Genomic DNA, 24,126 nt, shown 5'->3' on the forward strand with positions numbered 1-24,126 from the left:
GGTAAGTTCGGAATCTTGCATATGGTAGCTTACCAAGGACTGCCGATCAGGGTGAAACTACTCCAGTAGTAAGGATGAGAAAAATCTTGGTTTCTTTGTTTGATATTAGCTGGTAAATTCAACTTCCCTCCTGTTGTCACTAACTGTTGGTTTTTAATTCCAACTTGACGAGCAATCATTGCTTGTTGAGCAAGTTGCAGGGTTTCTGCCTTAGTTGTGCCTCCTCGAAGTTGGTAGTAAAATTCGCTCATCAGTCCCAAAGTGCCTCCATCGTCAACATACCACAAACTCCCTAGGGCAGATGCAGCGCCGGATTTGACCGCTAAACCTCCAAAACCTAACTCTGATTCGCGATCGCCCAAAGCAGTTGTACAAGCACTCAATACTAACAAGTCTACCTGCGGATTGCGCCAATTTAAACTTCCCATATCATTGAGTCGCAATTTAGAATTCCAGAGTTGAATGTAGGAATTACTCGCTTTTCCTGGTTGGAATTCCGCATGGGTTGCTAGGTGAACAATCCGAAATTCTCCCTTGGCGTGTTCGGAGTTGAGTGTATCTAAGGTGAAAGCTGAATTGAGGAAAAATGGCCCCTGCAACTGACCAGAAATCATCTGCAATTCTAGGGGGACGCTGGGTAATGGCTTTTTGTCCACAAATTCCGATCGTCCCATTGCTAGCACTCTGGTGCTATTAACCGATTTGTAATTAGTGTTAGTGGCACTAAAACTCGGAATTAGGCTGAAATTGTATTTTTGAATCAAGAAGCCTTTACCGTCGTGCAAAGCGGCAAAAGGTACACTCCGCAATCCCGGATCTACTGACAGCAATAAAGTCTTAATTCCTAACCTTTCTAAGTCTTTTTCTAGAGGTGCGATCGCCCATTTATACAGTTGCTGGGCGGAGGGTAGATAACTGGTAGTATTGCGTTTGGCGGGAGTGGTGATTTCATCCCGCAACTCTTTGACAACCGGGAAAAGAGCTGCTCTGTTGGCTTCCGGAACGCTGTAGTGAATCGATCGCCCTACGGGAGGAATTAAAATTAGTTCCAGTCGATCGACTCGCGAGACCATGTAGATAATACCAGACCGCTTGCCGGTTTGCTGTTCGATATTTCTTAATGTTTCTTGGAATGTCGGAACCAAGAGTTGTTCGTCTGGGAGGTTGCTTTTTATCCCCAGGTATGATGCAAATTCTTGATTCCTCAGTCCTTCGACTCCCCAGACTATTTTCTGGATGTCGTTAGTTTCAAAAAGTCGATCGGGAGACGAGACATATCCCAGCGCTAAACGAGAATTAGAGTTGGCTGCTGGCGCTGATTCGTTGCTGCTTTGTGTTGGCTGTGATTCGCCCGAGGGCAAGTTACTGATGATACTAGAATCAAGTCTTAAAATGCGATCGTTAACAACACCGGAACTGTTTAGGCGTGGAATACTCCGGGGCTGCAAGTCTTCTGTTTCGGGGGTTGAGGGTGTAGCTGCCGGTGTGGGTGTAGCTGCCGGTGCGGACGATGCTGATGCTGCTGTTCCTACTGTGCTGCCACGTGCGATCGACAATGGGTTAGAATCGATCGCAGGTACTGCTGCTTCTGTTGTTGTCGGCGAAACTGTCGAGCGATTTGTCGGCGCAATTCCTTCGGTTGTCGGCGAAACTGTCGAGCGATTTGTCGGCGCAATTCCTTCGGTTGTCGGCTTGTCGGCGCAATTCCTTCGGTTGTCGGCGAAACTGTCGAGCGATTTGTCGGCGCAATTCCTTCGGTTGTCGGCGAAACTGTCGAGCGATTTGTCGGCGGAATGATGTCAGTTATGGGCGACGAAATTGTTGACCGATTTGTCGGCGGAATAAGACCCTCGATCTGCCCATTTGTCGGCGGAATATTTTCCGAGATTAGCCCATTTGTCGGCGGAATGATACCAGTGTTCGGCCCATTTGTCGGCGGAATGATACCAGTGTTCGGCCCATTTGTCGGCGGAATGATACCAGTGTTCGGCCCATTTGTTGGCGGAATGATACCAGTGTTCGGCCCATTTGTCGGCGGAATGATACCAGTGTTCGGCCCATTTGTCGGCGGAATGATACCAGTGTTCGGCCCATTTGTCGGCGGAATGATACCAGTGTTTGGCCCATTTGTCGGCGGAATGATACCAGTGTTTGGCCCATTTGTCGGCGGAATGATACCAGTGTTTGGCCCATTTGTCGGCGGAATGATACCAGTGTTCGGCCCATTTGTCGGCGGAATGATACCCGTGTTCGGCCCATTTGTTGGCGGAATGATACCCGTGTTCGGCCCATTTGTTGGCGGAATGATGCCCGTGTTTGGCCTATTTGTTGGCGGAATTACTTCAGGTGTCGGCCCATTTGTCGGCGGAATGATGCCCGTGTTTGGCCCATTTGTTGGCGGAATTACTTCAGGTGTCGGCCCATTTGTCGGCGGAATTACTTCAGGTGTCGGCCCATTTGTCGGCGGAATTACTTCAGGTGTCGGCGGGATTGGCTGCCGATTTGTTGGCGCTGGATCTTTGCCGTCGTCAGTCAACAACACAATATTACCCACAATACTAGAACGCGGAAACGACTGCGATGTAATTCTAGATTGTCCAGTTGTAATTGCACCCGCCGTACCGTTAATAGTAGTATCTCCCACGACAAACGGTTGAATCGGTGGGCCTTGATCTCCACCAGCGTGCACAATTGTAATTTTGCCACCACCGGCGCCACCCGCAGTAGAAATACTAGCAAATCCTGTCGGCGAAAGTGCGGTGGAAAAACCACCTGTAGCGCGGAAAAAATTCCCCGTCGAAATAAACACATCGCCACCAGTGCCACGCGTACCGCCTTGGGCATTAATTGACTCTACTTGAAGATCGCCGATCGGATCTAAGAACACATTGCCACCATTTCCGGGTGTACCGAAGGAGGTAATTTTTCCCGCCGTAATTGAATTTAAAGCTTTAACGGTAATGTTCCCGCCAGTATTTCCCGCTGTATTCAAATCTCTAGCATTCACTTTTCCGGTAGGGCTCGAAAGCTCGATTGTCCCTCCATTTTGCCCGTTTGAAGCAGTGACATTTCCCAACAAATTGATATTTCCGGTGCTATTTACTTGCAAGCTTTGCGCGTTAATATTCGAGTTTGCTGTAACATCCGCAGCATTGGCTGTCAGATTTCCTAGGGCTGTGGTTGCGCCCACCGATCCATTAAAAGTGATGCTGCCGCTACCTGCTGCGAGATTTAGATTCCGGGCGCCATCTATACTGTCGATCGCACCCCCAAAGCCAATATTCCCGCCAGCAGTCTTGAATACAGCATCTTTCGTCAACCCGAGAGAACCGTTAATATTGATATTGCTGTTATTAGTGGTAACATTGCCACCCAACTTAGTATTTAAGGCAGTAACATTCAAACCTGTCAGTGGTGTTGTGTTTCCGATATTTCCTTGCAGCAGCACATTGCCTTTAGTAGCATTGATGTTCAAGCGCCGAGATCCATCGATCGCACCTGCGATACTAACATTACCGACGGCACTGCTGAGAGCGACATCATTGCCGAGTTTGACATTATTGCTGTTAAGAGCAATACTGCTGTTGTCATTTCCGGTAATATTGGCGTTAAGTGCGATCGTACCAGTTCCCGTTTGAATCGTGACTGGGGCGGTAAAAGTGAGATCGTTAGGAATGGTAATATTGCCACTACCATTCAATTTCCCGATCGCGATCGAGCTAAATCCCTTTTGAATCAAATTAATTTCTGATGCCGTCAAATCTAAAGCGGGAGTAGTGTTGTCGGTGCCACCAACCACAATATTTTGTCCTGCCTTTGTCGGTTGCAACGCTAGCGAGGCCGTACCAGAAACCTTATCGGAAAAATTAATTTCACTTGCTGTTAAATTCAGCGAGTTACTTCCTGCTGCTAAAGTCGAACCGAAAGCAATAGTTGCATCTCCCGGTGTAAAACTTACAGGAGCTTTTAGTGTCACCGGGCCTTGAAAACTGATGTTATCATTAGTTGTGGCGATATTGCCGCTAACCGCAACAGTTCCCGCCCCTTTTTGACTGAATGCACCGTCTAAATTCAGGTTTTTCTCAATATTGAGATTAACCTTATTGGTAATTGTGAGCGCCCCGTCATTGGTGGTTGTGACAATTCCTTTGAGATTAACATTGTCAGCAGCAATACCGAGATTGCCAGCTACGTCAACAGTCTTGTTGAAAGTAATATCGGTGCCTGCGAGAATCGGATTGTTGGCAATTGTCACTGCATCTGCATAAGTTTGACCGCCAGTTGTCGTAACACTGCCACCTAAAGATGTTTTGCTGTTGGCAGTTAAACTTGTCAGAGGAGTTGTTTTGCCGATCGCACTTGTGAAGGTAACATTACCGCTAGCCGCCTTCACCGTCAAATCGCTGCCACCATCAACAGTATTGTTAAAAGTTAATTCGCTACCTGACAGAATCGGATTATTGGCAATCGTGACTGCATCGTTATAGGTTTGAGGGTTAGTTGTAGTGACATTTCCCTTCACTTGAGTTGTGCCACCCGCATCTGTAGTCAAACTCGCGGCCTTGACTGTTTGATTAAATGCAGTTATTCCTTGAGAGTTAGCTTTCAGATTGCCGATCGCACTTGCAGCCCCAACTGCACCGCTGAATGTAATATTGCCACTACCCGAATTCACAGTCAAATCGCCAGTGCCGTCAACATTATTATTGAAAGTCACAGCGCTACCTGAGAGAATCGGATTGTTGGCAATTGTGACAGCATCTCCATAGGTTTGAGGGCCAGTTGTAATGACATTGCCCTTGAGTATAGTTGTACCAACCGCATTGGTAGTGACGCTGGCAGAACTGACAGTATTAAATGTGGTTGTACCTGTAGAGTTAGCTGTCAGATTGCCGATCGCACTTATAGTCCCAACTGCACCGCTAAATGTAATATTACCGCTACCCCCATTCACCGTCAAATTGCTGCTACCGTTCACAGTATCGTTGAAAGTAACGCCCGTGCCTGCGAGAATTGGATTGTTGGCAATCGTGACAGCATCTCCATAGGTTTGAGCGCCGGTGGTAGTCACATTGCCATTTAATTCAGTTTTGCCGCCAGCATTGGTAGTGAAACTGCTAGCAGTGACAGCATTAAATGTAGCCGTACCACCACTGTTGACAATAATATTTCCTAAGGGTACGGTATTACCTATAGCACCTTTCACCGCAATATTTACCGTACCTGTTTCTAAAGTGAGATTGCCACTGCCATCAATATTATCATTCAACAGAATCTTGCCACTTGCTGAATTTCCATTGCCGATCAAGACGCTATCTCCGACTAAGACATTACCCTTAATGGTGATATCTTGAGCGGCGGTGGTAATATTTCCCTTCAGGTTATTAGTAGTAGCGTTGAGAGTAACTGAAGCATCATCAGTTCCCGAAATTGCTTGAGCTTTATTTACAAAAATTGTGCCTTGAGTATTGAAAGTCACAGGATCTTTGAAAACAGCAGGCAAATTGTCTACCGTGATATTGCCTGCGGTAGTATTAGTTCCGATCGCAATTCCACTAAATCCATTAGCCAAGGAGGAGAAAAATTGTTTTCCTAAATCGATCGCCTTCGGATCGTCAGCAAGTGCATCCTGGAAGCGAATTCCGACATTAGGCGAAGACGGCGCAATTGACAAAGTACCCTTACCCTGTACGGAATCTGGGCCTCCCGAAAAGCTCATGTCATTACCGCTAATGCTAATATTTCCCGTACCGGACAATCCCCTAGCATCAATGATATTGATCCGAACTAGATTGGGTGTGGCGATCGCGATATCGCCACCCGCACCGTTCGTAGAACTAGAGTTCCAAACTACTCCGGGATCTGCTAAAATGTTGCCTGTTTTACCGGTGAGGGTAATTTTTCCACCATCGCCCGCCGTGGAACTTGAGTTAAGATTACCAGGAGTAATATTGTTCGCACTCAGTGCAATCGGGCCGCCACTTCCAGTAGTAGAACTGGTATCGATCGCCCCTGTGGAACTCCTCGTAATGTTACCATTGTTGCTCGTAAGCGCGATCGCCCGTCCGGGATTCGTAATATTGCCTGTAGTAATATCGCCAGTAGTGGTAATCGCGATCGGACTGGTACTGGTAACATTCTGAGAATTGACTATTGTCAGGGAACCCAAAGGCACAGTCCCCCCAACAGCCCCGTTAAGATTAATAATACCTGTTCCCGAAGTCAAAGTTAGCTTCCCATCGCCGTCAACAGTTCCCTTAAAATTAATGTCGCCTGCCTTCGTCAACCCAGTATCGAGAGTGACATTAGAACCCTGAACGAGAGACACTTTACCACCAAAGGTAATATTCTGTTCGTTGGTGACAACATTTGCATTTAAGTTAGTAGTGGCAGCATCAAAACTAATTGAAGCGTTATTTATACCTTTAATGTTGCCATTGACTGCAATTGTGCCGCTAGTTGTGGCGTTAGTTTGGGGAGATCGAAATGTAACCGGAAAATCAAAAGTAACAGCACTGGGGTCAGCAATTGCGATCGTCCCACTGCCGTCCGCCCGCCCGACAATCATTTGGGAAAATCCCTTGAAAGCTGCGAGTTCAGTAGTGCTGAGATTCAAATCAGCAGAATTACCGGCAGTGCCAACAGTAATACCTAAACTCGGAGTCAGAGGTTGCAACAGAATAGTACCGTTGCCTTTGACTTGAGACGTGGGTGAAACCGTAATTGCATCACTGGTCAAAGTAACATCATTACCGGTTCCTGCCGTCAGGTTGATGTTGCTATTATTCAGGTTAATTTCATTAGTACCGCTTGGCCCATTACCAGTCAGAGCAACATTTCCCACCGTCGATTTGAGCGCTCCATTATTCAGATAAATTGCCGCCGAACCGATTGCTGCCTTACCATTCAGATCGATACTTGCCTTCGTCGATTCTACTGCTGAATTACCCTCAACAATAATGCCATAATTTGTTTTATTGATACCAGTCCCCGCACCTGTGCCAGTCATGGCGATATTTCCACTCGCCGATCGCACGTTAGAATTAGCAACAGATATCCCGCTGTTATTGTCTGTGCCCGCACCAGCCGTACCGTTGAAAGAAATACTTCCGCTTCCAGTTGATTCAACTAACGATCCATTTAGAAGTGGTACCTCTGACGACGGCAGGTTTTCCATGCGAATACCGTGGTTACCAATTCCAGTGCCACCACCTGTCCCTGCGAAACTGATGTTTCCATTGTTTGATAGCACTTTGGCGGCGTTAATCAATATCCCGGAGTTATTGTTTTTGCCCGCACCGCCGGTACCGCTGAAACTAATACTTCCAATGCCTGTTGATTGCACTAAGGCCGCGTTGTCGATCGCAATACCGTAATTACTGCTTCCACTGCTGCCACCTTTTCCAATAAGACTGATATCTCCATCGAATGATTTAACGCTGCTATTTGTCTCAATAGATATCCCTCTATTGCTGCCATTAATCCCATTGCCGCCCGTACCAGTCAGGCCAACTTTTCCCGTCCCCGTTGATTCCACCACGGCATTACTCAAAATCAGAATGCCGTTACCAGATCCGCTGCCGTTACCAATCAGTGTAATCTCACCATTGGCTGAACTTATAGTAGGCCCGCGCAAAATTATCCCGTCACTATTGAGGCTGGTACCGCTAGTGCCAGTAAGGGTAATCTTTCCCGTTCCAGTAGTTACTAAAGTAGGTGTAATGGTTCCGCCAGATACCTGAAGGCCGACGTTGATTGCCGTGTTTCCTGCACTACTACCAGTGAGGTCAATATTCCCACCACCAGCATTAATCGTACCACCATTAATATTAATCCCATTTCCATTGACAGTATTCCCGCGGCCAATACCGGTAAAATTGCCACCATTTGTATTAATCGTCGCATTGGTAATGGTGACATTACCACCGGCGAGATTGTCGGTATCAGCATTCAGGGTGATATTGCCTCCCTGAGTTGTGATATTGTTGTTAACAAATATGCTATTACTGGCATTCAGAGTCAGGGAATTTTTATTAGCCCAAGCAATCGGAGCGCTAACTGTAATATCCCCTGCACTCGCACCAAGAGATGTAGTAGAAATAGTGACATTACCTAAACCCAATTGCGTTTGCAGCGTCCCGTTATTAATTGTAGCCGTAGGCGCAGCGATACCGGGAGTAAACACTCCTCCCCCGAATGCACCGGCTGCATCCGGAGCTGTGCTAATAGTAATATTAGTAGGATCTAACAATAAGGTTCCGGCACTGCCGACAGTCGATCGCAAATCCACCAACCCAGCGAAATCCAGCGATTGTTTTCCCGATACCTCCACAAACCCGCCATTCCCAGAAAACAAGCCACCTCGGGCAGTAATATTCCCATTAAAACGAGTAGTTTCATCAGCCCAAACGATCGCTCGCCCGCCATTACCGTTGCTAATCGCATCCACATTAATTGTCGAATCTGCACTCACAAACGTCCGCACAGCATTCGGCACAGTCCCCAAACCCTGAAAATCTCCGCCAATCAGTACATTCCCGCCGCCGTTAATACCCGAAGCATCGATGTTAGCCGCGATCGCGCCTACGCGATCGCCTAAAATGTTAACATTACCCCCAGTATTGCCAGAGACGTTGATACTGCCACTGGCGATCGCAGTTCCCGCCACAACAGGCACAGCCAAATTCCCCAGCACCACATCCCCATTCGGATTTACCGTCAAATTCGTTGCTTGTTCCTGCCCTTTACCCGTCAGCAACTCCGGCAAAGATAACACTGGCTGCGTCCAATTATTCGGCAGCGATCCCCCAGTTGCTGTTGGTTGAACATCCAAACTCAATAAATTACCAGCTTGAGAAATCCGCACCAAATTTTGACCGGGTACAGCCGTAATCAGAACACCGCCTCCTGGCGCGTTTAGCTGGCCGGTATTCACAACCGTCCCCCCCGTCAAACTTAAACTTTGACCGGGTGCCACCGTCAAATTCCCGGCATTTACAATGCTTCCTGCTTGCGGACTGGTAAATGCGAAACTGTTCGGATTCCCGATTAAAGCTGCCCAGTTGTTATTGGCGATCGCACTAAACCACTGATTGTTCCCAAAACCGATACCTGTCGCCGCCGTGGCGTTAAAAGAACCCGGTACGTTGAGGCTGGCATTTTGTCCGAAAATTATCCCCGACGGATTCATCAAAAACAGGTTGGAATTGCCGCCTGTAACTTGAATTAAGCCGTTGATTACAGAAGGATTTCCTCCGTTAATTCTTCCTAAGATATTTTGAATGTTGGGATTGGTTAAAAAGTTTGCCGTTTGACCGGAACTGAGACCAAACTGAGTAAAACTGTGAAACAGGTTAGCCTTGTCACCGCCCAATGACCCCCCGGAAATGTCGTAGCGATTGCCGTTGGGTGTCACGACTGTATTCGTGCCGTCTGGTGCGGGGGTGATGGGTTGCGCGGAAGCCGAGCCGGCCGCTGCATTGAGGCAGCCAAGTATGAATAACCATCCGAGCAAATTTAGTTTGTTGGCTGCCATTGTGGTTAAAGATCTGTGCTAAAAGTGCGATCGTATTTATCTTTCCCTATTCTGACTCATGAAGGTTCCTCCTGTCAATAGGATTTACGGTATTTTGCCTCGAAAAAATATAGCAAATCCGCAGGAAATCTATCTATTTAATTACCATAAATAATTGGTTTAAAGCCGGAACCCTTTTAAGGATAAATTAAAAGCAGACTATTCATTACTCCAATCCTCTTCTTTCCTTTGTCAAGTGCTATCAACTGTCAACTATCAACTGTCAACTATCAACTGTCAACTATCAACTGTCAACTGTCAACTGTCAACTGTCAACTGTCAACTGTCAACTGTCAGTTGAACAACCTTGACGATTAGCAGTCAAAAATGCGTAAGTACCGATCGCCTCTTCTGCAACTTGCTTCTAGTGCCAAACAACTCGCTCCAATTCCTACTCTGGACAGCGCCACAGCCGATTCCAGGGCGAGCAGCTTGCAGTCCGCTTCCAGGAGCAACTCACCCAACAGCCAAATTTTTCTGAGAAACTTTATAAGTTTGGGATGAGCTTTACCAAAATTTCACAAAAATTGACAAAAAAAAATTATATATTTTTGATGAAAGCTAATATTTGCAAGTCTTCCAGTCAATTTGAGACAGTTAGCGATACCAATAGATGTAGTAGCTTGTAAATCTATACTGAGTGAAAATCTGGCTGTGACAGATGAAAGTAGTCTGCCACTAGAGTGTCAGTGAAAACTCTTAAAACAAGCACTCATTGACTCAAAAAAACACCTAAGTGATATCAGTCCGTAGAGTCACTGCCGTAGAGTCTGTTTTGTCGGTTTGACGATCGCCCTTAATATCCGAGGGTCGCGATCGTCTATTCCTGTCTTGACAAGATAGCATTGACCAGCTTACTAACTAACAATATTGGAGGAATCAGGGTTATGACTACCTTAACGCTAGTCAAAAAAACATCTTTTACAGTCGCCAGCTTGGCAACCACAATCTTGCTCAGCATCTGCACGCCCGCCCGAGCTTTCATGTTTGGCAGCACTGGCATCCAGTTCGATCGAGATACCAATATCAACTTTACATTCGACCAATCTCACGGCGCTTACCAGTCTAGCTTGTGGGTAGCCCAAGCTCAGACAGGAGCCAATGGCTACAGCAACATCACCCGACTGTTTTACGAGTTCAAACCCTCAGATAACGGGAACGCCGATGAATGGAAAGGAACCTTCGGCAACTCCGTGGGATCGAACAACGGCTCCCCAACTCAAACCTTCACCTTTTTGCAGGATCAAGTTTATGCCCTGCTGCTCTGGAGTGACAGCGGCAGTGGCAAACAATTCGAGCAGTACGCCTCCAGCAGCACCTTCATGAACAGCCCCGAATGGTTTGCCGCCAACACCCAGTTTCGCAGAGATGACTGTGTGGTGGCCGGATGTCAGCAAGCCGTATTTGGCGAATTTGGGCTCAACCCCCGCTCCCCCGACTCATTTACAAGTATCAACGGCGGTAAAGGCCCAGAACAATATTCATCGCTCACAATGGCCCAACTGGCTCAGGGAAGCAAAATCTCCTTCGACGATGCCGGAGGAGGAAACGATCGCGACTTCCAAGACTTCACCGTCTCCGCCGAGCTAGCACCCGAGCCTGTGACAGTGTTCGGCACCATGCTGGGGATCGGGGCTTTGGCGGCGGCTCGCGGCAAAAAAAAGCGACAGCAGCAACCAAAAAAATGACTCTTAAGCATCCCCATACAAATCTAAATAGTGAGTCTGTTCAGTGGTACTCTGAGAAATAGCATTTCTAAATGTTAAGACTTTTTCCACAACGGGAAAAATAGAATCCTAACAAAGGCACTATTCATGGTATCCACCGCAACAAAAACGAACGTAGGCTACATCACCCAAATCATCGGGCCAGTTGTAGACGTAAAATTCCCAGGCGGCAAACTGCCCCAAATCTATAACGCTATTACGATCGCCGGCAAAAACGAAGCAGGTCAAGACATTTCTGTTACCTGCGAAGTTCAGCAACTCCTCGGAGACAGCCAAGTGCGTGCAGTTTCCATGAGTACCACCGACGGCTTAATGCGCGGTATGGAAGTATTAGATACCGGGGAAGCGATCCAAGTTCCCGTCGGAATCCCGACTCTCGGCCGTATTTTTAACGTCATCGGCGAACCCGTAGACAACCTCGGCCCGGTCAATACTTCCGAAAGTATGCCCATCCACCGCCAGCCGCCGGCTTTCACCGAACTAGAAACCAAGCCTTCGGTGTTTGAAACAGGGATCAAGGTCATCGACCTCCTGGCTCCCTACCGTCGCGGTGGCAAAATCGGTTTGTTCGGCGGCGCAGGCGTCGGCAAAACCGTGATCATGATGGAACTCGTGAACAACATCGCCAAGGCTCACGGCGGCGTGTCCGTGTTTGGCGGTGTGGGCGAGCGCACCCGTGAAGGTAATGACCTTTACAAAGAAATGATCGAGTCTGGGGTTATTGACGAAAAAGACCGCAGCAAATCGAAAATTGCCCTAGTATACGGTCAAATGAACGAGCCACCAGGTGCTCGGATGCGCGTGGGCCTGTCGGCTCTAGCGATGGCCGAATACTTCCGCGATGTCAGCAAGCAAGACGTACTCTTGTTCATTGACAACATCTTCCGGTTCGTACAAGCGGGATCTGAGGTATCGGCTTTGTTGGGTCGGATGCCTTCGGCTGTGGGATATCAGCCGACTCTCGGTACAGACATGGGCGACTTGCAAGAACGGATTACTTCGACTACCGAAGGTTCGATTACTTCGGTTCAAGCTGTGTACGTACCTGCGGATGACTTCACTGATCCAGCGCCGGCTACGACTTTTGCTCACTTAGACGCTACAACTTTGTTGTCTCGCGGTTTGGCTGCGAAGGGTATTTATCCGGCTGTTGATCCCCTGGAATCTACCTCCACAATGTTGCAAATTAGCATTGTAGGCGAAGAACACTATGGTGTTGCGCGTCAGGTGCAGTCTATTTTGCAACGCTACAAGGAATTGCAAGATATTATTGCGATTTTGGGTTTGGACGAGCTGTCGGAAGATGACCGCTTGACTGTTTCTCGCGCTCGCAAAATTGAACGCTTCTTGTCTCAACCGTTCTTTGTAGCAGAAGTGTTCACCGGTTCCCCCGGTAAGTACGTCAAGTTGGCTGATACCATTAAGGGCTTCCAAATGATTTTGGGTGGCGAACTTGATGAGTTACCTGAACAAGCTTTCTATTTGGTTGGCGATATCAACGAAGCGATCGCCAAAGCTGAAAAAATGAAGGCTGACGCTAAGTAGAAAGTAGGGAATGGGTAATGGGTAATGGGTAATTGGTAATTGGTAATTGGTTATTGGTTATTGAAACTAACAAATAACCAATTACCTGTTTGGCCAATGCCCAATGCCCAATGCCCAATGCCCAATTCCCAATTCCCAATTCCCAATTCCCAATTCACTATTTATGACATTAACTGTGCGCGTAGTGGCCCCAGACAAAACTGTTTGGGATTCTAATGCTGAAGAAGTAATTCTGCCAAGCACGACAGGCCAATTGGGTATCTTGACCGGTCACGCTCCGATGTTGACTGCTTTGGATACCGGAGTGATGCGCGTCCGTCCTGGTAAGGAATGGGTGTCTATTGCTCTGATGGGCGGCTTTGCAGAAATCCAAGAAAACCAAGTAACTATCCTTGTCAACGGCGCTGAGAAAGGCGAAACGATTGATAAAGAAGCTGCTCGTACTGCTTACACCGAAGCAGAAGCTCGTTTGGAAAGCTCTGCTAGTGGCACTTTGCAAGAGCAAATTCAAGCTAAGCAAGCAATCAAACGCGCGAGAGCTCGTTTTCAAGCGGCCGGCGGCACGATTTAGATAGGACGTACGGTTGAAACCGCGCCTACAAAAACAAAGTCCGCCTCCGCGGACTGAAGAAAATAACGTAATGTTAACCGCCAGTTCTTCAACCCGCACTAGAAGGGTTTTGTTTGTATAGACGCGGTTGAAACCGCCCGGTGTTCTTGTATAGACGGCGGTTGAAACCGCCCGGTCTTCTAAACTCCGGCTTCGGACAAGAGAAATTGCATTGTTTCCCAAGATAGCCCTTGCTCGATATAGCGGGGGTTATTTGGATTGTAGGGACTATAGAGCCGATCGACACTAACAATCTTTGCTGTCTCCGGCAAAACTGGCACTTCTGGATCGCTCGCGGTCGATCGCACCAGGGAGCTAGAAAACCCTTTAAAAATAGCAATTTCGTCGAATTCGCCGTCTATTTCGGCCTTCACGATTAACACTTCGTGCGATCGGGCGATCGTGTATTGTTCCAAACGGCGAGCAATAGAGTCAGCCATAGCAAATCTCACATTCCTGAAATCTGCTATAATATAGCTTAATTTGGTCGCTAATTTCAGAGACAGCCAGCCAAAATTTTATATTTAATTCTACCTTTTTTAACACCCGGAAATCAGCGGACATAATATAAGTCAATACGCTTGGGTTAGCGAAGTATGTCATTGCGAGCTCTTAGCGAAGCAATCGCAAAGACTATGGTGCTTCTCAATGAATTTATCTGCGCGCAAAGCAATTAGATTGTTAACTGAACCGTATTGTAATATAAGTATTGTCAAAAACATCTGGAAAATATTACTCCTGCACAACCTACTTCGACGATATTTTATGAGCCACAAAAAGCCGAGGTTTCAATTATCGTTTTTGATTCAAAATATTAAACAGCATTTGGCTTGGAAATATTCGCTGCTATTTATACTATTTTTTTGCTTGAGTTTAACTGTAGCAAGTTGCAACTCCGATCTGATAAATAGCTTTACAGCAAAAAAAACAAACTCATTCTCAAACTTAACAAAAATAGTAAGAATCGGCCATCAGCCTTTCGGATCCCTGTTTTATCTCAAAGCTAAAGGATCTTTGGAAACCCGTTTAGCAAAAATGGGATGGTCTGTAGAATGGACGGAATTTGTCACAGGGCCACCAATTTTAAAAGCAATAGGACAAGGAAAAATCGATCTGGGTTATGCAGGAGTTACGCCGCCAATTTTTGCCCAATCAGAGGGCATACCTTTCGTTTATATTGCTAATGATTCAGCTTTACCTGGCAGCATTGGCATCATAGTTCCTGAAAATTCTCCTATTCGGACTCTCGCAGATCTTAAAGGCAAGAAAATAGCAGCCACTCGGAAAACATCAGCTCACTATTTGTTAATTCGGGCGTTAACTCAAGGCGGATTGAAGTTAAAAAATGCCGAATTAGTCGATTTGTCTCCGCCAAAAGCTCAGGAAGCATTTCTGAGAGGCGAAGTTGATGCTTGGGCGGTTTGGCAGCCGTTTTTAGCTAAGTTACAGGAAACCATGCCTGCTCATTTCCTGACTGATAGCGAGCAACTGATCAATGACAGAAACTTCTATTTGGCAAGTCGCTCTTTTGCTAGCGACTTTCCCGATATTGTTAAAACAGTCATGGGAGAAACGCGACAGATGGCTAATTGGATAACTAAAAATCCCGAGCGAGCAGTAGACTTTATTACCGCTCGAACCGGAATGAAAAAAACCACAGCTAGAAGTTTAACTAAAAGCCGTACCTACGATTTGTTACCAATTCAAGATAGGGCAGTTGAAGAACAACAACGCATTGCTGAAATTTTCTTTAGGTTGGGACTCCTGCCGGATCGAATTTGGATTGAAGATCGGATCTGGAAACAAAAATTAGATTTATAAAACCACAAGTTAGCCAAAGGTAACGATAAATTAAAGGTGGCGATTGTAGCAGCGCTACGAAAAATGAAATTAGGTGTATCCTAGAGAAAGAGAGTTAAAACTGTTAAGTAGCAGAATCAAATGTCCTCAATTGCCAATCAACTGCGTTATGGTTTTGTCTCGATTGTTGTGGCAAGCGTATTGATGGCAGGGAGTACGTTAGCTTACCTCAGCTTTCGGGGACAAATAGAACAGACAAAACAGCTTCAGTACGAGCGATCGCAAGCTGCGGCCGCCCAAATTAGCGCTTATCTGGATAACTTGCAGCGCCAACTCAATTATTTGTCAGAATTGCGTGGCCTAACAGAATTTAATACTGAAACTCAGCGCAGCATTCTTGAAGGATTAATCAATAGCAACAGCGCCTACGAAGTGGTGGGAATTTTAAACAGTAAAGGTCAAGTCGTACAAGTAATGTCGCCTTACGAATCATACTCTACATCTAGCTTAAGTTTAGCAGGTATTTCGGGAGATGCGCCTCTATTTTGGGAGACGTTTCGACAGGCTCAAAATTATGTTAGCTCGGTAGATGTCGATATGAAGACAACGGTTAATGTTGTTAATTTAGCCGTACCTATTCGTGACAGTAAAAATAAAATTGCTGGAGTATTATTTGCCAGAGTAAGTCTAAACTTTTTAATTCAAATTGCAGCCCGATCGCAAGTTGGAAAAACTGGATACAGCTATGTTATCGACAACCGCTCGGTGCTGATTTCGGAAACAGGAAACAAGGTTAATCCGTATTTACTCCCAGATTTGAAAGGGCGATCGTTTGTGGGAGAGTTATCGAAATTAGCTTTAGCTTCGGGAATGCAATCTCCGCTGGTTTATCGAGGCTGGCACGGGGAAGAAGTCATGGGAACGGGTGCGATCGTCCGCAGGGTACAGTGGATGGTGGTTGTAGAGCTACCTACAGCCGAAGCTTACGCTCCTGTGCGATCGCTCATCTACGTCATGGGTGCAGTTACCACCGTCAGCGCCCTCGCCGCCGTGGGCTTGGGAGTCGCTTTTGCGCGATCGCTCACAAATCCTTTAAAATCTCTAACATCCGCAGCTACTCAAATGACTAGCGGCATATTGGAAACTCGGGTAAATATTGCCTCATCTAACGAACTAGGAAAATTAGCTAATGCCTTCAACAGCATGGCCGGTCAATTGGAAGTATCTTTCACAAAATTAGAGCATCAAAATGCTCAATTGCAGCGACTTGACAAACTCAAAGACGAATTTTTAGCCAATACTTCTCACGAACTCCGCACCCCACTAAACGGCATTATCGGTTTAACAGAATCTTTGATCGATGGTGCTACAGGACAATTACCAGCACTGACTATTTCCAATCTAGAAATTATTGCATCTAGTGGCAGAAGACTGTCAAATCTCATCAACGACATTCTCGATTTCTCCAAGCTGAGACACAAAAATATTGAACTGCAAATCAAGCCCGTCGGCATTCGAGAAATTGTCGATATCGTAGTAACTCTTTCTCAACCTCTAATTGGCACAAAAAACTTGCAGTTGATTAATTCAGTCACTCCCGACATTCCCCTGGTGGATGCCGACGAAAATCGGGTGCAACAAATTCTTTACAACTTGATCGGCAATGCGATTAAATTTACCGACAATGGTACTGTAGAAATTTCGGCGAATGCGATCGGCTTGGAATCGCCGCAGTTGGCAAAAAAAGAAAGTTCAGTAACGAGCCAGCTTCTATCTTTAATTGTCAGGTCAAAACTGCAAATTACCGTATCCGATACGGGAATTGGCATTGCTGAAGATAAGTTAGAACGAATTTTTGAATCCTTTGAACAAGCAGACGGCTCCACTGCTAGAGAACACGGAGGAACTGGTTTAGGTTTGGCAGTTACAAAGCAGTTAGTCGAGCTGCACGGTGGCGAAATTCAAGTATCTTCAGAACTCGGTGTTGGTTCCCAGTTTACCTTTAGTTTGCCAATTTCTAAAAATCAATATCTCGATGACAAGCAGTTGCCAGCAACTGCTCGACATTCTTTAGTTTCGAGAACAGAAGAGCGCAAGTTGATAATTAATGAAGCTGCTCCACCAAATTTTAACAATAACAGTTCGAGTGCGATTAAATGTTCTTTGAAAAACAACAAAGTAAAAATTTTGATTGTAGATGACGAACCTGTAAATATTCAGGTATTAACTAACAATCTACTTCTTGAAAATTATACAATCGCCGAAGCTAGCAGCGGTAGAGAAGCTTTAGCTCTTATCGAGAGAGGCTACAAACCCGATCTAATATTGCTAGATATCATGATGCCACGGATGACTGGTTACGAAGTTTGCGATAAAGTCAGGGAGAAATTCACGGCTAGCGAATTGCCAATCGTCATGCTAACCGCGAAAAATCAAGTATCTGACTTAGTGCAAGGTTTCAATGCAGGAGCCAATGATTTTTTAACTAAACCTTTTCTCAAAAATGAATTGCTAGCTCGAATCAAAACTCACATCCGTCTCACAAAAATCAATGCAGCTTATGGTAGATTTGTGCCCCACGACTTTCTGCGATTTTTGGGACACGAAAGTATTGTTGATGTTCAACTAGGCGATCAAATCCAGAAAGAAATGACAGTTTTATTTTCTGATATTCGCTCCTTTACAACTATCTCCGAAGCTATGACTCCCCAAGAAAATTTTAATTTTCTCAACAGCTACCTCAGTCGAGTCAGTCCGGTAATTCGCGATCACAAAGGTTTCATTGATAAATATATTGGCGATGCGATTATGGCACTATTTCCTGAGTCGGCAGATGATGCTGTTCGCGCGGCAGTGGAAATGCAAAAACAAGTTATTCTTTTCAACGATCGCCGACAAACAAGGGATTACGCACCAATTACGATCGGTATTGGTTTGCACGCGGGCACTTTAATGCTGGGTACGATTGGCGAAGAAGAACGGATGGAGAGTACCGTGATTGCTGATGCGGTGAATCTCGCGTCTCGTTTGGAAGGATTGACTAAGGTTTACGGCTCTGGAATTCTCGTTACTGAATCAATTTTAGAGCGTTTGGGCGATCGATCGCAATATCTGTGCCGATTTGTCGATCGAGTCACCGTAAAAGGGAAAACATCTGCCGTGTCGGTGTTTGAAATTTATGATGCAGAAACAGAACAAAGCATTCAGCTAAAACAGGAAACTGCTGCTGTATTTCAACAAGGTATACAGCTTTATGTCGAGCAAAATTTTCCTAAAGCGCAAAAAATCTTTAAGAATATTTGCGAAACAAATCCTCAAGATAAGTTGGCAGCAATCTACTGCCAGCGCTCTCTGAAACATCAAATGTATGGAGTTCCAGAAGGATGGTCGGGGATAGAATGTTTGGATGAAAAGTAGTAAAAGTAGCATCAATCTGAAGTCAGAAATTTTCAGGTCTTCATCGATTTTTCTGGAGCTAGTCTCAGTCATAATATATTCATACCGAAGCCTGAAGACCCAAAATGGGGAATTTCCCCGAAAATCCGCTGTAGAGTTCGCTAGGTTTGACTTCATAATCGAATATAATGCGTAAAGCTATGCGAAAAAAAACCTGGTTTCTATAAAAAATCTCAGGTTTGACAGCGATTCAGGAAACAACCTAGAATCAGGCTGTTATTGTGTAACTTTTGTTCAACTACAACAAGGTTTACAATACTTAACAGTGGTGTAGCTTCCCTCCGAGTATAAACCGTGTCTTTTAATCTAAATTAATGTTATGTCAACTTTTTCTCTCAATCGCTTAGCTGCCAAACTTTCAGGAAAAACGACGCTGCAAACTGTACTCATAGTTCCGTTTGTCTTGCAAGTATTTGCGGCAGTGGGAATTGTGGGATATTTATCATTTAAGAACTCTCAAAAAGCCGTGAACGATCTTGCAGATCAGTTAATGGGGGAAGTGAGCAATCGCATTGAGCAAAATTTGATAACTTATTTGCAAACTCCGCACCAGATCAATCAAAGCAAGCTGGATGCACTGAAGTTGGGTTTTGTGAACATCAAAGACTTGCCAGCTTGGGAAAAGTATCTGTGGCGGCAAGTGCAATTATATCCTTATATCAATTTTACCTCATTCGCCAATCGCAATGGAGAATACCGCACTGGCGAAAAGATGTCGAATGGGACTTTATTGATTAACGCCTCCGGCCCGTCTACCAAATTTAATTTTTATTCCTACAATACTAATGATAGTGGCGATCGCACAAAAATAGCAGCCACCATCAAAAACTTCGACATCCGACAGAACCCTTTATACAAAGATGCCTCTGTAGCAGGCAAAACCACTTGGAGTTCAGTGGATGTCTCCTCGCTAGAACCCACACTGCTCCTCAGCGCGCTGCAACCAGTTTACAACAACCAGAAACAGCTAGACGGAGTATTAATTACTGCTTTACGTCTGGACAGTATCAGTGAATTTTTAAACAGCCTCAAAATAGGCAAATCCGGTCAAACTTTTATTATCGAAAGAAAGGGAACGCTGCTGGCAACTTCCACCCCAGAAAAACCTTTCCGCAACAAAAACGGTAAAAAACAACAGTTTCAAGTCAAAGAAAGCAGCGATATCGTAACCCAGAGTACAGCTAAATACTTAGAAAGTCACTTTCAAGACTTGCAGCAAATTACCGAATCGAAACTAATCCATTTTGAAATCAACGGGAAGCAGCAATTTTTAAAAGTTATGCCATTCCAAGATGGCAAAGGTTTAGATTGGCTCATTGTCGTCGTCGTTCCAGAAGCCGATTTTATGGAACAAATAAATGCCGGCAATAGAACTACAATCTTGCTATGTCTGGCAGCTTTGGCTGTAGCTACTGCGATCGGAATTTGCACTTCTCGCTGGATTACCAAACCAATTTTAAAATTAAAAGATGCAGCAATAGATTTGTCTCAAGGACAATTTGACAGAACTGTCAAGCTCGATCGTTCCGACGAGTTGGGCGTGCTTGCTACTGCTTTTAACAGCATGGCAGCACAACTGCAAACATCTTTTAGTGCCTTAGAAACTAAAAATACCCAATTGCAGCAACTGGACAAACTGAAAGACGAATTCTTAGCCAATACTTCCCACGAACTCCGCACTCCCCTCAACGGCATTATTGGGATTGCAGAATCTTTGATAGACGGTGCTACCGGAAAACTGCCAGAAACGACCAATTTCAACTTAGCTTTGATTGCATCGTCAGGAAAAAGATTGGCTTCTTTAATAAACGATATCCTCGACTTTTCTCAGCTCAAACACAAAAGTCTTGAACTGCAAACTAAGTCAGTCAACCTCCGAGAAATCGTCTTTGTGATTCTCAAATTATGTCAGCCATTGGTAGGCACAAAAAAATTGCAATTGATTAACTCAGTTGCTCCGGAATTGCCACCAATAGCAGCCGACGAGAATCGTTTGGAGCAAATACTTTATAACTTAATCGGCAACGCGATTAAATTCACTGAAAGCGGCACAGTTGAGATTTCAGCAGCATTGATAACGAGCCATGAAGAATCATCACCTAATCCCCAATTGGCGATTACTGTATCCGACACAGGCATTGGCATCCCCGAAAATAAATTAGAGCAAATTTTTGAATCATTTGAACAAGCTGACGGTTCCACTGCTAGAGAATATGGTGGGACGGGTTTAGGGTTAACTGTTGCCAAGAAATTAGTGGAATTACACGGCGGTAAAATCTCGGTATCTTCAAGTGTAGGCGTAGGTTCCCAATTTATTTTTACTTTACCAGTCTCAGAGAGTCAGCCGGAAATTAACAGCAAACAGCCTGGTTTAACCGAGGGCGAGGAGATTTTGCTTGCTCCTGAATTAGACTCCGAATCATCTCTAGTAAATTCTACTATCTTAACCAAAAGGGACTTGATAGAAGAAGGTGAAAAAGTAAAAGTTTTAGTGGTCGATGATGAACCAATTAACATTCAGGTCATTATCAATAATCTCGCTCTGGAAAACTATGCGATCGCTCAAGCGATCAACGGCAGAGAAGCTTTAAATCTGATTGAATCAGGATTTAAGCCAGACTTGATTTTACTCGACGTAATGATGCCGCAGATGACTGGTTATGAAGTCTGTCGAGCAGTTCGCCAACAATACTCACCTTTAGAAATACCAATTCTGATGGTGACGGCCAAAAATCAAACGAGTGACTTGGTAGAAGCTTTTAACTCAGAAGCGAATGATTATATAACTAAACCTTTTATCAAAAAGGAATTGTTAGCCAGAATCAAGACGCAAATTAGTATGGCAAAACTGAATGCAGCTTACGGCAAGTTTGTGCCGCATGATTTTTTAGATTTGCTTGAAAGACCGAGTATTATTGAAGTCAAATTAGGCGACAATCAGGAAAAGAATATGACTGTACTTTTTGCTGATATTCGCTCTTTTACGGTACTTTCAGAACAGATGACACCAGCCGAAAACTTTGCATTTATTAATAGTTACTTGGGAAGGGTGAGTCCTGCAATCAGGGAAAACAACGGGTTTATCAACAAATATATTGGCGATGCAGTCATGGCTTTGTTTCCGACATCTCCATCAGATGGTGTGCGAGCAGCAATTGATATGCAAAAAGAATTGAGTATCTACAACGAGCAGCGAGAACAAAACGGCTTGTTGCCGATCGCGATCGGCATTGGTTTGCACGCGGGCAATTTGATGTTGGGTACAATTGGCGAGCGAGAACGGATGGAAAGTACCGTGATTTCTGATGCGGTGAATCTCGCGTCTCGTTTGGAAGGATTGACTAAGGTTTACGGCTCTGGAATTCTCGTTAGCGGTGAAATTATCGATCGCCTGGACGATTCAGAAACATACAACTACAGATTTGTCGATCGAGTAACGGTGAAAGGAAAGACAACTGCTGTGTCGGTATTTGAAATTTATGATGCAGAAACAGAACAAAGCATTCTCCTCAAACAGCAAACTGCGGAGATTTTTCAAGAAGCTCTCAATTTTTACTACCAGAAAAAATTTGTTGCTGCTCAAAAAGTATTTGAGAATATTTTAGAAATCAATCCTGAGGATCTGGTAGCAACGCTATATTTCAAGCGCTCTCGCAAGTATCGAATGTATGGAGTACCCGAGGGGTGGTCTGGGGTGGAAGACGGGGCGGAAAAGTAGGCAGCTTTTCTAAGGAAGGAGAATTAAATAACTTACAATTTTTATTGTTCTTGTGGGATGGGCGTCCCGCCCGTCTTTTCTGGACGGGCGGGACGCCCATCCCACAAATATGTGTAAATTATTTAATTCGCGCTCCTAAGGAAGAGGGTTCGCTTCGGCTTTGCTCTTCTGGTAAAAACAGGGATTCGGGAAGAAGACTTTAGTTGGGAGCATCTCAGTTTTGCAAGAAGCATTTTTTAAAGAGCGGACTGAAGTCCGTACTACGATCCTTTTTTGAGCGGGGACAGCACTATAATAAAAAATGCTTTTTTCAAAAATGAGATGCTCCCGAATCGATCGCATTGGTGTCAGCAATTAAAAACGTCCTCAGCATCGGGCGCGGTTGCTATAAAAGATAGGGCGCGCACGGCACGCCCTACTCTGTTTAAAATATGGTAGTACAAACTTTAAAATATAGTTGTACAAACGCCCAATTTATTCCAAGTTTTTGGGCCGACAATGCCATCAGCAGCGATTTTTTGTTGCTGTTGAAAACTGATGACTGCTTGTTGGGTTTTCGCGCCGAACGATCCATCAGTATCTAGGGAAGCTCCACTGACATTTAAAACTCGTTGGAGGTAGCGGACATCCTCATTTTGGGTGACAGCATCGTTGCGTTGGAGTAGGGGAAAATAACGGCAGGAAGGTAATTCAAGGCGAGTTGCGTTTGTGGTTTGCATGGTTGGATTCTCCATTTATTGTTTGCAAGTTGCGATCGACAAAGAAGTGCGGGCAAATGTTGGCAGTGATTTAACAAGGAGGTTCGCTAACGCAAGCGCCTAATTTCGTCCAAGTTTGCTGGCCAACAATGCCATCAACAGTAATCTTATTTTTCTTTTGAAAATTGATGACTGCTTGTTCGGTTTTGGCGCCGAAGAATCCATCAGTTGCTACGGGATATCCTTTTTTAACTAAGGATTGTTGGAGATAGCGCACGTCTTTATTGGCGGCAGGGCTGCTATCATTTCGTCGCAGTGTGGGCAAGGAAGAGCACATCGGTAATTGAGCGTGAATTTCGTTTGTGGTTTGCATGGTTTTATTGGGGATTAGTGGTTTGCAAGTTGTTTGAACCTGCTATTCCCTAGTTGTAGCTGTGGTGGAAAGTGCTTTAACAGTCGCTTTTTTCAGTGACGCTTGTTTGAGGTAGCTCAGATGAGTGACAGAAGAAACGAGGTTCGTTCAGTTGACAGTTGACAGTTGACAGTTGACAGTTGACAGTTGACCTGGGATAGCGACCTCTACCTAGAAGTCCGAGGATTGGAGTAATGAATCGTCTGATTTTAATTTCTACGCCAAAGAGAGAGGCTTTCAACCAATTCTTTAGCGTATTGAGATAGTGCTTGGTTATTTCATATAAAAAAATATTTTATATTGACGAAGATAATATCGGGATTTTTTGGTTCAAATTAGCTTAAGTATCGCTACTCGCAACTATTTTTTAATGACATATTCAAATACGAAAATCCCCAACTATTAAGATCTGGGGATTTTCTCGATATGGCGCACTTGAGCCAAGGTATGTAGTTGCGCTTCATCGCGCTCTTTCCTAATCTTATAACTGTAGTTTAGACTAAAAAATGAGCCCAGCTAAAAGTAGTCACCTTTGAATCTCCGGCAAGCTGTTACTCAAAAACTCAAGAGGTATCAGATTAAATAA

General features: G+C 45.0%; 11 protein-coding genes. 6 read left to right on the forward strand and 5 right to left on the reverse strand.

Annotated elements, in window-relative coordinates:
• Positions 1-29 precede the first annotated feature (29 nt).
• Positions 30-1,556 (reverse strand): CHAT domain-containing protein, encoded by a 1,527-nt coding sequence (locus tag JGK14_RS26980; protein WP_293196351.1) that lies wholly within the window; start codon positions 1,554-1,556, stop codon positions 30-32.
• The gene (locus JGK14_RS26985; RefSeq protein WP_325315697.1) at positions 1,529-9,535 is read right to left on the reverse strand and encodes a two-partner secretion domain-containing protein; all 8,007 of its coding nucleotides are present in this window, start codon (positions 9,533-9,535) and stop codon (positions 1,529-1,531) included. Before JGK14_RS26985 ends, JGK14_RS26980 begins: the two co-directional genes overlap by 28 nt.
• Before the next feature lie 926 nt (positions 9,536-10,461).
• On the opposite strand from JGK14_RS26985, the gene JGK14_RS26990 reads away from it, so the two are divergent.
• The 3 genes from JGK14_RS26990 to atpC all read left to right on the forward strand — a co-directional run bounded on the left by JGK14_RS26990 (position 10,462) and on the right by atpC (position 13,417).
• On the forward strand, positions 10,462-11,262 hold the full coding sequence (locus tag JGK14_RS26990) for a PEP-CTERM sorting domain-containing protein (protein WP_293190619.1): 801 nt from the start codon (positions 10,462-10,464) through the stop codon (positions 11,260-11,262).
• 126 nt (positions 11,263-11,388) lie between these two features.
• A complete protein-coding gene (gene atpD, locus JGK14_RS26995; RefSeq protein WP_293183033.1) occupies positions 11,389-12,846 on the forward strand; it encodes a F0F1 ATP synthase subunit beta in 1,458 nt (485 codons plus the stop codon).
• 163 nt (positions 12,847-13,009) lie between these two features.
• Positions 13,010-13,417 (forward strand): ATP synthase F1 subunit epsilon, encoded by a 408-nt coding sequence (gene atpC, locus JGK14_RS27000; RefSeq protein WP_293151311.1) that lies wholly within the window; start codon positions 13,010-13,012, stop codon positions 13,415-13,417.
• Positions 13,418-13,596: 179 nt separating this feature from the next.
• On the opposite strand, the gene JGK14_RS27005 is transcribed toward atpC, so the two are convergent.
• Positions 13,597-13,896 carry a DUF7734 family protein gene (locus tag JGK14_RS27005; protein WP_293151314.1) on the reverse strand — a complete coding sequence of 100 codons (300 nt, stop codon included), beginning with the start codon at positions 13,894-13,896 and terminating at the stop codon, positions 13,597-13,599.
• A 427-nt stretch (positions 13,897-14,323) separates the two neighbouring features.
• Here JGK14_RS27005 and JGK14_RS27010 point away from each other — a divergent pair, with 427 nt between their 5' ends.
• The 3 genes from JGK14_RS27010 to JGK14_RS27020 all read left to right on the forward strand — a co-directional run bounded on the left by JGK14_RS27010 (position 14,324) and on the right by JGK14_RS27020 (position 22,430).
• Positions 14,324-15,277 (forward strand): aliphatic sulfonate ABC transporter substrate-binding protein, encoded by a 954-nt coding sequence (locus JGK14_RS27010; protein ID WP_442921484.1) that lies wholly within the window; start codon positions 14,324-14,326, stop codon positions 15,275-15,277.
• A 120-nt stretch (positions 15,278-15,397) separates the two neighbouring features.
• The gene (locus tag JGK14_RS27015) at positions 15,398-18,673 is read left to right on the forward strand and encodes a response regulator (RefSeq protein ID WP_293317690.1); all 3,276 of its coding nucleotides are present in this window, start codon (positions 15,398-15,400) and stop codon (positions 18,671-18,673) included.
• A 358-nt stretch (positions 18,674-19,031) separates the two neighbouring features.
• Complete coding sequence (locus tag JGK14_RS27020) at positions 19,032-22,430, forward strand: ATP-binding protein (RefSeq protein WP_293183025.1); 3,399 nt, start codon at positions 19,032-19,034, stop codon at positions 22,428-22,430.
• A gap of 446 nt (positions 22,431-22,876) precedes the next feature.
• Here the strand turns inward: JGK14_RS27020 and JGK14_RS27025 are convergent, their stop codons facing one another.
• Both JGK14_RS27025 and JGK14_RS27030 read right to left on the reverse strand, forming a co-directional pair.
• On the reverse strand, positions 22,877-23,149 hold the full coding sequence (locus JGK14_RS27025) for a peptidoglycan-binding domain-containing protein (RefSeq protein WP_293183023.1): 273 nt from the start codon (positions 23,147-23,149) through the stop codon (positions 22,877-22,879).
• Between the two features lie 70 nt (positions 23,150-23,219).
• The gene (locus JGK14_RS27030) at positions 23,220-23,501 is read right to left on the reverse strand and encodes a peptidoglycan-binding domain-containing protein (protein WP_293183021.1); all 282 of its coding nucleotides are present in this window, start codon (positions 23,499-23,501) and stop codon (positions 23,220-23,222) included.
• Positions 23,502-24,126: the final 625 nt, after the last annotated feature.

The sequence above is a fragment of the Microcoleus sp. PH2017_28_MFU_U_A genome (genome assembly GCF_020738035.1).
In the GTDB taxonomy this organism is placed as follows: Bacteria; Cyanobacteriota; Cyanobacteriia; order Cyanobacteriales; family Microcoleaceae; genus Microcoleus.

Bases quoted from the DNA above. Each gene is read 5' to 3' on its own strand.
- JGK14_RS27025 (WP_293183023.1), bottom strand. From the start codon at position 23,149: ATGCAAACCACAAACGCAACTCGCCTTGAATTACCTTCCTGCCGTTAT.
- atpD (WP_293183033.1), top strand. From the start codon at position 11,389: ATGGTATCCACCGCAACAAAAACGAACGTAGGCTACATCACCCAAATC.
- JGK14_RS27015 (WP_293317690.1), top strand. From the start codon at position 15,398: ATGTCCTCAATTGCCAATCAACTGCGTTATGGTTTTGTCTCGATTGTT.
- JGK14_RS26985 (WP_325315697.1), bottom strand. From the start codon at position 9,535: ATGGCAGCCAACAAACTAAATTTGCTCGGATGGTTATTCATACTTGGC.
- atpC (WP_293151311.1), top strand. From the start codon at position 13,010: ATGACATTAACTGTGCGCGTAGTGGCCCCAGACAAAACTGTTTGGGAT.
- JGK14_RS26990 (WP_293190619.1), top strand. From the start codon at position 10,462: ATGACTACCTTAACGCTAGTCAAAAAAACATCTTTTACAGTCGCCAGC.
- JGK14_RS27005 (WP_293151314.1), bottom strand. From the start codon at position 13,896: ATGGCTGACTCTATTGCTCGCCGTTTGGAACAATACACGATCGCCCGA.
- JGK14_RS27030 (WP_293183021.1), bottom strand. From the start codon at position 23,501: ATGCAAACCACAAACGAAATTCACGCTCAATTACCGATGTGCTCTTCC.
- JGK14_RS27020 (WP_293183025.1), top strand. From the start codon at position 19,032: ATGTCAACTTTTTCTCTCAATCGCTTAGCTGCCAAACTTTCAGGAAAA.